This window comes from Vreelandella sp. GE22 (assembly GCF_968212445.1).
In genome coordinates this window covers 3,527,462-3,540,175 of the sequence record NZ_OZ309110.1, presented here as the reverse complement: position 1 = coordinate 3,540,175, position 12,714 = coordinate 3,527,462, and the positions used below count along the sequence as shown (strand labels likewise).

Annotated in this window: 13 protein-coding genes and 1 riboswitch; of the genes, 6 read left to right on the top strand and 7 right to left on the bottom strand. The window is 60.5% G+C overall.

Annotation, left to right across the window (positions count from 1 at the left end; genetic code table 11):
• Nucleotides 1–18: 18 nt before the first annotated feature.
• Nucleotides 19–846 (top strand): alpha/beta fold hydrolase, encoded by an 828-nt coding sequence (locus ACWHRL_RS16630; protein ID WP_447894532.1) that lies wholly within the window; start codon nt 19–21, stop codon nt 844–846.
• Here ACWHRL_RS16630 and ACWHRL_RS16625 read toward each other — a convergent pair.
• The 4 genes from ACWHRL_RS16625 to ACWHRL_RS16610 form a co-directional block, all read right to left on the bottom strand.
• On the bottom strand, nt 825–1,301 hold the full coding sequence (locus ACWHRL_RS16625) for a LabA-like NYN domain-containing protein (protein ID WP_447894531.1): 477 nt from the start codon (nt 1,299–1,301) through the stop codon (nt 825–827). The two genes, ACWHRL_RS16630 and ACWHRL_RS16625, sit on opposite strands and share 22 nt — an antisense overlap.
• 62 nt (nt 1,302–1,363) lie before the next feature.
• Nucleotides 1,364–2,155 carry an ABC transporter ATP-binding protein gene (locus ACWHRL_RS16620; protein WP_447894530.1) on the bottom strand — a complete coding sequence of 264 codons (792 nt, stop codon included), beginning with the start codon at nt 2,153–2,155 and terminating at the stop codon, nt 1,364–1,366.
• Complete coding sequence (locus ACWHRL_RS16615; RefSeq protein WP_447894529.1) at nt 2,152–3,189, bottom strand: FecCD family ABC transporter permease; 1,038 nt, start codon at nt 3,187–3,189, stop codon at nt 2,152–2,154. The genes ACWHRL_RS16620 and ACWHRL_RS16615 overlap by 4 nt, the downstream gene beginning before the upstream one ends.
• Nucleotides 3,189–4,205 (bottom strand): ABC transporter substrate-binding protein, encoded by a 1,017-nt coding sequence (locus tag ACWHRL_RS16610; RefSeq protein WP_447894528.1) that lies wholly within the window; start codon nt 4,203–4,205, stop codon nt 3,189–3,191. The genes ACWHRL_RS16615 and ACWHRL_RS16610 overlap by 1 nt, the downstream gene beginning before the upstream one ends.
• A 42-nt stretch (nt 4,206–4,247) precedes the next feature.
• Nucleotides 4,248–4,439: riboswitch (cobalamin riboswitch) on the bottom strand.
• Nucleotides 4,440–4,543: 104 nt separating this feature from the next.
• On the opposite strand from ACWHRL_RS16610, the gene ACWHRL_RS16605 reads away from it, so the two are divergent.
• Entirely contained in the window at nt 4,544–5,011 is a 468-nt protein-coding gene (locus ACWHRL_RS16605) for a DUF2243 domain-containing protein (protein ID WP_447894527.1), read from the top strand.
• The gene (locus ACWHRL_RS16600) at nt 5,012–5,821 is read left to right on the top strand and encodes a cytochrome c oxidase assembly protein (RefSeq protein ID WP_447894526.1); all 810 of its coding nucleotides are present in this window, start codon (nt 5,012–5,014) and stop codon (nt 5,819–5,821) included.
• Nucleotides 5,822–5,888: 67 nt separating this feature from the next.
• Here ACWHRL_RS16600 and ACWHRL_RS16595 read toward each other — a convergent pair whose 3' ends face one another.
• The 3 genes from ACWHRL_RS16595 to ACWHRL_RS16585 are packed head-to-tail and all read right to left on the bottom strand — an operon-like array spanning nt 5,889 to nt 8,832.
• The gene (locus ACWHRL_RS16595) at nt 5,889–6,956 is read right to left on the bottom strand and encodes a TRAP transporter substrate-binding protein (protein ID WP_447894525.1); all 1,068 of its coding nucleotides are present in this window, start codon (nt 6,954–6,956) and stop codon (nt 5,889–5,891) included.
• 32 nt (nt 6,957–6,988) lie between these two features.
• Nucleotides 6,989–8,278: a TRAP transporter large permease gene (locus tag ACWHRL_RS16590; RefSeq protein ID WP_447894524.1), complete on the bottom strand. Its 1,290-nt coding sequence runs from the start codon at nt 8,276–8,278 to the stop codon at nt 6,989–6,991.
• A 2-nt stretch (nt 8,279–8,280) separates the two neighbouring features.
• Nucleotides 8,281–8,832 (bottom strand): TRAP transporter small permease, encoded by a 552-nt coding sequence (locus tag ACWHRL_RS16585; RefSeq protein ID WP_447530161.1) that lies wholly within the window; start codon nt 8,830–8,832, stop codon nt 8,281–8,283.
• Nucleotides 8,833–9,203: 371 nt separating this feature from the next.
• Here ACWHRL_RS16585 and araD point away from each other — a divergent pair, with 371 nt between their 5' ends.
• The 3 genes from araD (at nt 9,204) to ACWHRL_RS16570 (ending at nt 12,702) form a co-directional block, all read left to right on the top strand.
• On the top strand, nt 9,204–10,937 hold the full coding sequence (araD, locus tag ACWHRL_RS16580) for an L-arabinonate dehydratase (RefSeq protein ID WP_447894523.1): 1,734 nt from the start codon (nt 9,204–9,206) through the stop codon (nt 10,935–10,937).
• Between the two features lie 12 nt (nt 10,938–10,949).
• Nucleotides 10,950–11,750: an HpcH/HpaI aldolase family protein gene (locus tag ACWHRL_RS16575; protein ID WP_447894522.1), complete on the top strand. Its 801-nt coding sequence runs from the start codon at nt 10,950–10,952 to the stop codon at nt 11,748–11,750.
• Nucleotides 11,751–11,820: 70 nt separating this feature from the next.
• Nucleotides 11,821–12,702, top strand: coding sequence for an SMP-30/gluconolactonase/LRE family protein (locus ACWHRL_RS16570; RefSeq protein ID WP_447894521.1), 882 nt, complete (start codon nt 11,821–11,823; stop codon nt 12,700–12,702).
• Nucleotides 12,703–12,714 lie beyond the last annotated feature (12 nt).

The window sequence follows — 12,714 nt, the reverse complement described above, 5'->3', positions numbered from 1 at the left end:
CAACCAGGAGGAAGCGGTTTGTTAACCAAAGCGGGCGTCATGGCGCGCAACAATATTACCGTGGTGGGCGAGGGCACCCAAACGCTCATGTTGGCCCACGGGTTTGGCTGCGACCAGCAGGTATGGCACTACCTGCTGCCGGCCTTGAAAGAGCGCTATACGCTGGTGCTGTTCGACTACGTAGGGTCCGGGCAGTCGCAGCTAGCGGCGTTCGATATGAACCGTTACGCAACGCTCGAGGGCTACGCCCGGGACGTCATCGAGATCATCGAAGCATTGGATTTGAACGAGGTGCACTTCGTCGGCCATTCGGTCAGTGCCACCATCGGCCAACTGGCCGCGCTCGAAATACCCGAGCGCTTCGCCAGCCAGCTGATGATCTGCCCCTCGCCATGCTTTTTGAACCGGCCGCCGGATTATCACGGCGGCTTCGAGCGTGAGGATCTGGAAGAGCTTCTGGATTTGATGGAGCGTAACTATATCGGCTGGGCCCACTATCTGGCGCCGCTGATCATGGGCCCGGAAAGCTCCGAGAAGCTCATCGGCGAGCTCTCCGAGAGCTTCTGCTCCACCGACCCGGTTATTGCCAAGGTATTCGCCCGGGCCACGTTCTTTGCAGACTACCGGGCGGTGCTGCCCCGCGTGCGCCACCCGGCGCTGCTGCTACAAAGCCAGGTCGATACGCTTGCCAACCCGGAGGTGGGCCGCTATATGCACGCGCATATGCCGGACAGCACGTTGAGGGAGCTGCCAAGCGTGGGCCACTGTATTCACATGACCGACCCGGAGACCGTGGGCCTGGAAATCAACGCCTGGCTCGACCGCTACGTGCGCAACAGCGCCTGATCGATAGGGATGAAGGCGCTGGCCGCCTGGATCAGCGAGGCGGCGGTGAGCGGGGCGACGCCGTATACTTCGACGCGTTTACCGTGAACCCGGCGAATTTTTTCCGCGAGCAGGTCGAAGTCGCCGTCGCCGGAGACCAGCACGATCACATCGGCAAGCGGGGCGTGTTCGATGGCATCGAGCGTGATGCCGACATCCCAGTCGCCCTTGGCCGAGCCGTCGGCGCGCTGGATGAATGGTTTCAACTTTACCTCGAAGCCGATGCGGCGAAGGATGTTCTGAAACTCGCGCTGTTTGGCGTCGCCCTTGTCGATGGCGTAGCAGTAGGCCGCCGTTACCTCGCGATTCGCGCTAACCCGCCGCCAGAACGCATGGTAATCGAAGTGTTTACCAAACGTGTCGCGCACGGTGTAGTAAACGTTTTGGGTATCCACAAAAATGGCGACGGTGGTCATGGGCGTGGGCCCTTTTGCGCGGTGCAGGGGCCGCCAAACAGTCGGGTCAGTCGTTGGGGCATCTAATGAATCCTTTGAAAAGCGATGAGCGGCGCGCCGCCCTCCGGGTCGTCCACCAGGCGGGCATTCACGGCAAATAGCGTGTTCATGAGCGCCGGGGTGAGCACCTCGGTGGGCGTGCCGAGGGCCACGATGCGCCCGGCTTTCATGGCCAGCACCCGATCACAATGCAGCGCGTGTTGCAGGTCGTGTAGCGCGACGACGGCGGTGATCGGAAGCCGTCGAATGAGTTCCAGTATGGCGAGCTGGTGGTGAATATCCAGGTGGTTGGTGGGTTCGTCGAGCAGCATCAGCGTGGGGTTTTGCGCCTGCGCCCGGGCGATGTGCACGCGTTGGCGCTCGCCGCCGGAAAGCGAGCTCCACTCGCGGTGGGCCAAATCGAGCATTTCGACCGCGTGCAGCGCCTGGTCGACGGCGGCTTCGTCCGCGTCGCGCCAGCCGCCCAGCCGCCCAAGCCAGGGCGTGCGGCCAAGCTCGACCGCGTCCCGGGCGGTGATGCGCTCGTCGGTGTCGGCCTGCTGGGCCACCAGCGCCATGCGTTGGGCAATCTGGCGCCGGCTCATGCGGGCAAGCGGCGTGCCGTTGAAGCGTACCTCGCCCTGGGCGGGCGTCAAAAGCCCAGCCAGCAGGCGCAGCAGAGTGGATTTCCCCGCGCCGTTGGGGCCGATCACGCCCAGCGTCTCCCCCGGGCGAATGTCCAGATCCACATCGTCGACGATAAGCCGTCCCTGAACCGACCAGCTAATGCCGCGGGCGCTAAGGAGCGGCTTGGAAGGCGCGGCCGCTGCGTTCATCGTCGCCCCCGAACCATCAGGTAGGCAAACGCCGGGGCGCCGACCAGCGCGGTAATCACGCCAATCGGCAGCACCTGGCCGGGGATCACCACCCGGGAGACGACATCGCAAAGCACCATGAACAGCGCCCCGCAGAGCGCGGTGGCGGGCACCAACTGGCGGTGACGCACGCCCACCAAAAGACGGCAGGCGTGAGGAATCACCAGACCCACGAAGCCGATTGCACCGGTGATCGAGACCATGACCGCCGTGACGAGCGCGGCGGTGCCGATCAAAAGCGAGCGGGTCAGCCGCAGATTCACGCCTAATGAGGCCGCGCTTTCCGCGCCGAACGCGAAGGCGTCCAGCGCGCGCACCTGGCTAAGCGCCACGCCAAGGCTTGCGACCGCCACGGGCAGGGCAAGCCAGGCATCCGGCCAGCGCACCGCGGAAAGATTGCCCAAAAGCCAAAACATGATGCCGCGGGCCTGCTCGGCGTTGGCCGAGTGGGCGATGATAAAAGCGGTCAGCGCGTTGAAAAGCTGCGCCCCGGCGATGCCGGCCAAAATCAACACCCCCGCGCCTCGGGTGCCGGGGCCGCTGCCCGCCATGTGGGCGAGCAGCGCCACGAAGCTGAACGCGGCTAACGCGCCGGCAAACGCGCCCATCGACATCGAGATCATGCCCGCCCCCACGCCGGCGACGGTCACGGTGACCGCGCCGGTGGAGGCGCCCGCGGAAATGCCCAGCAGGTACGGGTCGGCCAGGGCGTTGCGTAAAAGCGCCTGTAAAATTACCCCGGACACCGCCAGCCCTGCGCCGCAGCAGGCGGCGACCGCGGCGCGCGCCATGCGGTAATGCCACACCACGGCTTCATCCAGGCTATTGAGCGGCTGGTCGGTCAGGCCGGTCTTTTTGGCCAGCACGTCGAGCACGGTGGAAAGCGGAATGCGCGTTTCGCCGACCGCGGCGCCGATAAAAAGCGCGGCGAGCAAACAAAGCGGCATCAGCCAAACCCAGGTGGCGGCGGCGGGGCGCGCCGTTTTCGCGCGCATCAGAGCGCCAGGTCGAAATTGGCCAGGTGCTCGATCAGCGTCTCGAGGGCGAAAATACTGCGTATCGAGGGGTCCATGGCCTGGGCGTCGATTTCGATCACGTGCTCGCTTTGCACCGCGTCGAGCAGCCCGGTCACCGGGTCGCTTTGTAGATAGTCGCGTTTGGTGGCCAGGTCGTCGGCGGGGAAGCGGCGGCGCTCCATGCGTGCGGCGGCGATAAAGGTAGGATTGGCGCGGGCGATGTGCTCCCAGCCCACGCTCGGCCACTCCTCTTCGATGCTCACCACGTTGTCGATGCCGAGGGTGCTCATCATCCAGTCCGGTACGCTGTTCACACCTGCCACGTAAGGGTCGCTACCCAGCTGTGCCGAGGAGTACCAGAACACGCCGCTGGTATCCTTGGACAAGCTGAGTGCCTGGGCGGCCTCGATCGCGGCGGTTTCCCGCGCCTTGAGCGCCTCGATGGCACCATCGCCGCGCTCTGATACATCGAACATACGTGAAAGCGTCGCGATGGCCTGGTACACCAGCGCCGGGTCGAAGAGCGTGCGCCGCGCGCCGTCCATGCTTTGGACGTTGTCCTTGCCCTCGCACTCGGTAGGCAGGGTCCAAAGCGCCACCCCCGCGTCGTCGAACATCTCGGGCGTGCCCACCACACCGGCCGGCCCGACCATCCACTCAAAAGCGGAAATCACCAGGTCCGGCTCTCGGTTGATCACGCTTTCGAAGCTGGGCGCGTCGTCGGAAAGGCGCTCGACGCCGGCATTCGCCTCGGCAAACTCATCGAGCACCGGGTTGACCCAAAGCGAGGTGCCGACCATTCGTTCTTCGAGGCCGAGCAGATAAAGCATTTCCGTCGCCGCCTGGCCGATGGTGACCACCCGCGCCGGCGGCGCTTCGAGGGTGATGGCATGACCGCAGCTTTCAAGCGTGAGCGGGTAGTCGGTGGCCGCCAAGGCAGCCGACGCCGCGCAAAGGCCCAAAAGGGCCGTTGCGTTACGTAATGTCAGCATCATGTACACTCCCGTGCATGATCCGCGGCCGCCAGGGGCGCCGTGGTGAGTGAAGAGTCGTCGGCAGTTCTCCTGACTGACGGGTCATGGCTAGCTCACCTTCCCGGACGTAGCGTCCAGTGGTCTCTTGAGCGTCGCTCGCCGCCTACAGTTGCGGGGGCAGTTCCGGTTCGCGGCCAGGCCGCTTTGGATTCTCTATTAAGTTTCCGAAGAAACACCGACGCGCGCTATTCTAGAGAGCGCCCCTGGTCAGGGCAATTGCTCATTGCGCCAGGCACCGCCCACCCTTTACCCCGGGGGTGGGCTTGCCTACGCTTACATGACAGTCAGGGAGAACGGCGATGACCAGAATGGCGAATGCATCTACCACGTTGAGCGCAAAGCGCTCGCTTTGGGCGGCGGTGCTGGTGGGCATCGGGGTCATGGCGGCCGTCGATGAAATCGTCTTCCACCAGCTTTTGCAGTGGCACCACTTTTTCGACTTCTCCACGCCGGCATTCGGTATTGTGTCCGACGGGCTGTTGCATGCAGGCGAACTGCTGGCCGTGGTGGTGGGGGTCTTCATGCTGTTGGATCTTTCTCAGCGCCAATGTTTGAGCATTGCCTGGACGAAAGCGGGCTTTTTTCTGGGGATGGGCGGCTTTCAGCTCTTCGATGGCCTGATCAACCACAAGGTGTTGGGCCTGCATCAGATTCGTTACGGCGTGGATCCGCTGATGTACGACCTGGTATGGAACGCCTGCGCCATCGTCTTTTTGCTGGTCGGGGTGGGGTTTTTCCGGCGCGCCCGGTCAAGCGCCGCGCGTTAAATGCACGCCCACGCCAACACTCATGGCTCGCTGCTGGCTTGGCTGCCCTTCGCGCTGGTCGTCCTCATCACGCTGGTGTACCTGGTTGCCGCCCAAGGGCTTCACCGCCGGGCGTTCTGGAGCCGTAAGCGGTGCGGTTTCTTCGTGCTGGGCAGCGCGCTGCTGGGCGTGGCTTTCTGGCCCTCGCTGATGAATTGGGCGCACCACGACCTGATCGGGCACATGACGCTGCACCTTTTGATCGGCATGTTCGCGCCGCTTGCCTGGGTGTTGGCCGCCCCGGTCACATTGCTGTTCAAAACGCTTCCGCAGGCGGGCGGCAAGGTGGTAGTGGCGCTTCTTCACAGCCGCTTCATTCGCTTGATCGCTCACCCGGTCACCGCACTGTTTCTCAACGTGGGCGGCATGTACGTGCTCTACATGACGCCGCTTTACGCCGCTTCGCTTGAAAGCCCGACGCTTCACTACGCCATTCACCTGCATTTCCTGCTGGCAGGTTATCTTTTCTGCTGGGCGATCCTCGCCGAGCCCGACACCTCACCCCACCGGCTCAGCCTGCGCTTTCGCCTCGGCGTGCTGTTCGCCGCCATCGCTACCCACAGCCTGCTCGGCAAGCTGATGTACGCTCAAGGCTTACCCCGGGGCACCGGCCACGCTCTGGAAGACGTGCAAGCCGCCGCGCAGCTGATGTACTACGGCGGCGACCTGGCCGAGGTGCTGCTGGCGGTGGTGTTGATGACGTTTTGGTTGAGACGGCCGGTGGGGCGGCGAGAAGAGATAGGGGGAAGAAAGAGGGTGCAAGGGGGATAGTGTGACTGTCAGCCTGTTGGAGTGACCAGGCTGACAGTTATCTTAAGTTTAAGCTATTGTCCGGCGCTTATGACCCCAGAATGGAATCCCGGTCAGCATTGGCGCGCTCTTCTGCCCGGTCACGGGCCGCTTCGAAGGCGTCCAAAAAGCTTTCGCCGTCTTCGCCAAACGTCTCCAGGTACCACTTCCTGACGGGGTCGGCCAGGGCGCGAAACTCTTCCATCTCTTCTTCGGTCGGCGTGTAGATCTCGCCTCCCGCTTCTTCCCATTTGCGGTAAGCCTCCAGCTCCTTGCGTGGCTGGATACCAAACTGAACCGTCGCCATCATCGCCGCACCATCGGCAACGACACGCTGTTGCTCAGCAGACAGAGATTGAAACTTCTGATTCCCCATGAGCCACATGGCCGCCATGTACGCATGGTTATCCATGGTCATGTACTTGATGACTTCCTGGAAATTCATGTTGGTGATGTCTGAAATCGAGTTGAGCGTGCCGTCGACCACGCCGGTCTGCAGGCCGGTATACACTTCAAGCCAGGGCAGCGGAGTTGGCGATGCGCCCATTTCCCTGACCATGAGCTGCTGGATTTCCGACTCTATCGTGCGAAAGCGAAGCCCTTCGGCATCACTGGGCGTGCGAATTTCACGCTCACCGTTGACGATATTGCGCCAGCCACCGGTCTGCGTCATGGACATCAGGCGGATGCCATCGTTACTGGCCTGGAGAATCTCATCGCGTAAAAAGCCGGTAAATTCCGGGTCGGTGAGCATGTTCATCGCCGCCCGGTCATCGGGGAACGCGTAAGGAATATCCAACCCTTGGATCGGTGGGTAAACCGAGGCGACGCCACCGGCCGTCGCCGTGTAGATGTCGACGATGCCTGCCTGCATGGCTTCGAAACACTCGTTGGCTGAGCCACATAGCTGTGCGCCGGCAAAGATATTGACGTTGATGTCGCCGGCGGTACGGCTCTCCACGTAGTTTTTGAATACCAGCGCCGCGTCATATTCCTGGTCTTCTTCGTTGGCGAGAAACACCAGATTGAGGTCGGTGGCGTGCGCCAGAACTGGCGTGAAAAGCGTGCCCCCCACTAGCAGCGTAGCGAGGGTTTTACGGGCGTGTTTCATGGACATTGTCATTGTTCTCCTTGGAGTTTTATTACAGGTCAAGCGACATAACCAAACATTCTGGGTAGTGCCAAAATGAGGTCAGGGATATAAACCAAAGCGAAAAGGATCGCGATCTCGACAAAAAAGAGCGGCAGCATCTCCCACGCGATTCTCTCGATGCGTTCTTTGCTGATACTGCTGACCACAAAGAGGACCAGGCCCATCGGTGGCGTTATGAGCCCCATGATCAAGGTGATACTCATCACGACAGCAAAATGAATAGGATCAACCCCGACCCCGGTCATGACGGGGGCCAGGATGGGACCCAAAATCAGAATGGCAGGCCCGGCATCCATGATGGTGCCGACGGCCAATAGAAAAACCACGACCAGAAAGAACAGAATCCGCGGATCGTCGGTAACGGAGAGAATGAAGGTGCTTACGAGTTGCGGCGTGCCTTTCAGGCTGACCAGCGATGCAAACGCGACGGCCGCCCCTACCAGCAGCAGAATGACCGCTGAGTTCAACGCAGCTTTACCAAACAGACGGGGAAGCTCTTTGAAGCTGATTTCACGGGTCACGAAAAGCCCAAGAATCAATGCGTAAAAGGCAGCAACGGCCGCGCCTTCCGTGGGCGTGAAAATACCGCCCACGATACCGCCGATAAGAATGACCGGCGTAAGAAGCGGCATGAAGGCGGTCACGAATGCCTGCCACTTCTCTTTCCACGTGGCTTTACGTAGCGGCTCCGGGAACTCCTTGAAACGGGCCATGATGGCAATCGTGATCATGAGCCCTACACCGATCAGGATGCCCGGCACGATGCCGCCCGCAAACATGCCCGCCACGGAAACGTTCATGATGAACGCATAAAGAATGAAGATGCCGCTGGGCGGAATAATGCTGGCAATGACCGCGGATGCGGCGGTGATCGCCGCCGAGAAACGGTTGGTGTAACCCGATTGGCGCATGGCCGGGATCATCACGGACCCCATGGCGGATGCATCCGCGACTGCCGAGCCTGAACCACCCGCCAGCATGAGGGATGAGGCAACCGAGACCTGGCCCAGGCCGGCTTTGCGGTGGCCAATAAGCGTTTCGGCAAAACGCACGATACGCGCAGTGACCCCGCCCGCTGTCATCAGCTCGCCCGCCAGAATAAAGAAGGGCAGCGCCATCAAGGGGAAACTATCGATACCGGCAAAAAGACGCTGGAATAAAAGATTGAGAAAGACCGGCCGACCTTCCAGCAGCAGGCTAACGCCCGGGGCAAAAAGCATGAGAAAAACAATCGGCATGCCCGCGATTAAAAGAAAGAGGAATACCCATAAATAAGCAAAGGCCATGGTTATACCTCGACGTTGTCGTTATCAGCAGACGTTTCATGCCTGGCTGGTAAGTGGATGTTAAAAAAGAGGCTATATCCCAAACGCAGGACGCGTTCAAAAGAGCTTAAAGCCGTGAGAAAAAAGCTTAAGGGGAGGACGTAGTAAACGATCGACATGCTAATGCCAAGCGATAGACTCGCGATCGTGGCACCTCGATCGATACGGTCAAAGCCGAGTTTGATACACCATATCAGTACCGCTAAAACACATAGTTCGAGCAGCAACTGCAGAAGTCGCCATAAAAAGGCGTCTTTAAACCAATCCGTCACTATTTCAAGGCTTGCGTTAAGCCCTTGGCGATGGGCGGCGGGGAAGAACAAAAACGCCATCCATACCATCATGAAACGCGCCAACTCCTCCGTCCATCCGAAGCTGTCGCTGAGCACGTAACGGAAAAAAACGTGGGTAATCATGATACCCAGCATGGCGGCCAGCAGAAGCGTTGCCATGTAGCCCGCCCAGCGTGTTGTTATCCCGTTTATACGATCAAGTAGGGCGATGAACGTGGGCATTGCCGCCTCCGTAAGGCAGTTAAGCCTCCTTTGGGAGGTTGCCTTCTTCTTTGTAGTAGTAAAGGTGAGCTTTTGATAGCGTATCTCGTAGCGCTGCGAAAATGTTAGTGATGCCCCTATAGACTGTCAAGCAAACCGGCGCCAGTTCGGGGCTGGTAGGCTTAGACATAAGTCTTATATATGGAAAATAACCCACTTATAGTTCGTTAAGATTATGATTTTAATTTATTATTACTATTATTTCGATGGCTGTTCCCGTCATGAAGTTGACAGTTCTAAACACCGAACGCTATATTTTCGTAGCGCTACGAAAATATAATAAAAAGGGAAGCCATCTTATAAACGCCCGTTACGACCTAAAGGCCTACGACGTGACAAAACAACAGCGACGCAAGATCGAAGAGCTGCGCAGCCAGCGCTGGTACGACTCCCAGGATATGCGAGGGTTTGCGCATCGCCAGCGAACCCAGCAAATGGGCTTGCGCCGCGATGAGTTCATGAACAAACCGGTCGTCGGTATTATCAATACCTGGAGTGATTTGAGCCCCTGCCACGCGCACCTGCGGGATCGCGCCGAGGCGGTCAAACGGGCGGTGTGGGCGAGCGGCGGGTATCCCGTCGAGCTGCCTGCCTTGTCGCTGGGGGAGGTGCTCGTCAAACCCACCACGATGCTTTACCGCAATTTTCTGGCGATGGAAGCCGAAGAGCTGCTCCGCTGCCACCCCATCGACGGTGTGGTCCTTTTGGGCGGCTGTGACAAGACCACGCCCGCTTTGCTGATGGGCGCCATCAGCATGAATATACCGGCGATATTCTGCTCGGCCGGCCCCATGCTCAACGGAAAGTGGAAAGGTAAAACGCTGGGTGCTGGCACCCATACGCGTAAATATTGGGATGAGTTACGCAGCGGGAACATTACCCAGGAAGAGTGGATCGACCTGGAGTCGCGAATGACGCGCTCCAACGGCACGTGCAACACCATGGGCACGGCCTCGACCATGACGTCGATTATCGATGCGATGGGCCTTAGCCTGCCGGGTGCTTCGAGCATTCCGGCGGCGGACGCCGCGCATACCCGCATGGCGTCCGAGTGTGGTAGTCGTATCGTAGAGATGATCTGGGAAGACCTTAAGCCTTCCGACATCCTAACCCGGGATAATTTTCTTAACGGCGTCAAATGCTATATGGCGCTGGGCGGCTCGACCAACGCCGCGATTCACCTTATCGCGCTGGCCCGGCGCGCCAATGTCGAACTCACCCTGGACGATATGGACACGGTCGCGCGCCAAATTCCCGTTTTGGCGAATATTTTCCCGTCAGGCAACCACCTGATGGAAGACTTCTATTACGCCGGGGGGCTACCCGCCCTGCTGTTGCATTTGAGCGACCACCTCGAGCTTGGTACGGCCAGCGTCAGCGGTCAGACACTTGGCGAGAACCTGAAAGATGCCGAGTGCTACGACGAGAATGTTATTCGCCGCCTGGATAACCCGGTCTGCGACGGTGCGGCACTGGCCGTGCTGCGCGGTAACCTGGCGCCGAGAGGGGCGGTCATCAAGCCAAGCTCTGCCGATGCCAAACTGACCCGCCATCGTGGTAATGCGATCGTGTTTGAAAACCACGCCGATATGGTGGCGCGTATCGATGACCCGGATCTGGACGTGACGGCGGACAGTGTACTGGTATTGCGTAGCGCCGGCCCCAAGGGTGCACCGGGTATGCCCGAGTGGGGCGCCTTGCCGATTCCCAAGAAGCTGTTGGCCCAGGGTGTCAGAGACATGCTGCGCCTGTCGGATGCCCGCATGAGTGGCACCCACTACGGTACTTGTGTGCTTCATATTGCGCCCGAATCCGCCGTTGGCGGGCCACTCGCGCTGGTACGCAATGGCGATGAAATCGAGCTGGATGTCGCCGACCGGCGCCTGGCGCTTTGCATCAGTGATGACGAACTCGAAAAGCGTCGCCAGGCGTGGCGCCCCCCCAGCCCGCGTATCGATCGCGGTTACACCGCCATTTATCAGGAGCATGTCACCCAGGCCGACCAGGGCTGCGACTTCGATATTCTACAAAACGGCCAGCGTCAGCCAGAGCCGGAAATCTTTTAAGGAATCAATCCGATGACCCTTCCCAAAAACAAGTTCAAGCAGTGGTTGAATGAACCCGACAAGGTGCCCGTGGGCACTTGGTTGATGACGGCAAGCCCCAATGTAGCCGAAGCCATTGGCTGGGCCGGTTTCGATTACGTCGTGCTCGATATGGAGCATGTCCCCATTGGTATCCCCGAGGCGGTCGCCATCATGCAGGCCGTCGCGGGTACGCCGACTGAGCTCGTGGTGCGCCTTCCCTGGAACGATCCGGTCATCGTCAAACGGGTGCTCGACAGCGGCGCCCAGACGCTGATGTTCCCCTATATCCAAAATGCCGAGGAAGCCTCCCAGGCGGTGTCGTCGACGCGCTATCCCGGTAAAGGCAGCCGCGGCGTGGCGGCGGTTCACCGCGCCAGCCGCTACGGCACGGTCGCCAATTATTTGCAGCAGGCGGACGAAGAGATCGCGGTGATCCTGCAATTGGAAACCCCCGAAGCGCTGGCGGCCATGGACGACATTGCTGCGGTGCCGGATATCGACGGATTCTTCGTGGGCCCGGGCGATCTTTCCGCGGCCATGGGGCACATTGGCGATATACGCCACACCGATGTCCAGGCCGCCATCAAAGAGGCCGTAGAGAAGAGCCAGCGGCTGAAGCTGCCCTGCGGCATCGTGGGCGCCGACCCCGAACTGGTGGGCCAGTACCGGTCGCTGGGCTTCGGTTTTGTCGCCGTGGGTTCGGATATGAGCCTGATGATGTCGCGGGCCAAAGAGTACGTGGGCGCTCTCAAGGGCGGCGATGTGGACACGGGCAATAGCGGCGTCTACTGACGCCATCGCCGTTTGGGCATCAGCCGTGACACGATGTTTTGTCATCTGCAACCGAGATTCGAGAGTGACCATGATGGATACTTCTTTCACGACGGTTCTGCCCGCTCAGGCCCTGCTTGGCGAGTGCCCGGTATGGGCGGAAGACGAGCAGGCGCTTTACTGGGTGGATATCGAAGCCCCTGCCCTGAATCGGTTTGACCCGGCCACTCAGCAGAACCAGCAGTGGCCGATGCCGGAAAATATCGGCTGTTTCGGGCGCCGCCAGGGGGGCGGTTTCATTGCAGGGCTGCGTTCGGGAATATGGCTGCTGGACAGCGAAGCGCAATTAGATCACTGCGTGGCGCGCCCGGTCGAGGATACCTCTATTAGCCGCTTCAATGATGGCCGTGTCGACCCCTGGGGGCGCTTTTGGGCGGGTACCATTCATGAGCCCCGGGACGTACCGGCCGCGTCGCTTTTTCAGGTCGATGCAGGGCTCCAATGCCGTCGGCTCGCGGGTGATATCAAGGTGTCCAACGGCGTCGCTTTCAGCCCGGACCGTAGCTGGGCCTACCATTCGGATACACCCAATCACGTGATTTACCGCTACCCCCTTAACCCGGAAACCGGTGATATAGCGGGCCCGCGGGAAGTTTTTCATCGCTTCCCCTTTGGTAACGGGCGCCCGGACGGGGCGGCGGTCGATAGCGAAGGTTACTACTGGTCAGCGCTTTACGAGGGCGGCCGGGTGGTGCGGTTATCGCCGGCGGGGGAGATCGTGGCCGAGTACCCGCTGCCCGCCCGCTGCCCCACGATGTGCGCGTTCGGCGGGCCGGATTTAAAGACCCTATATGTTACCTCGGCCCGCCAGGGGCGCTCGGCGGAGGAGCTCGAGCGCTACCCCGAGTCCGGGAATCTTTTTGCCATGCGCGTAGACGTGGCAGGGCAGAGCGAGCCTCTGTTCATTGGCTAGCTTTTGAGCTGG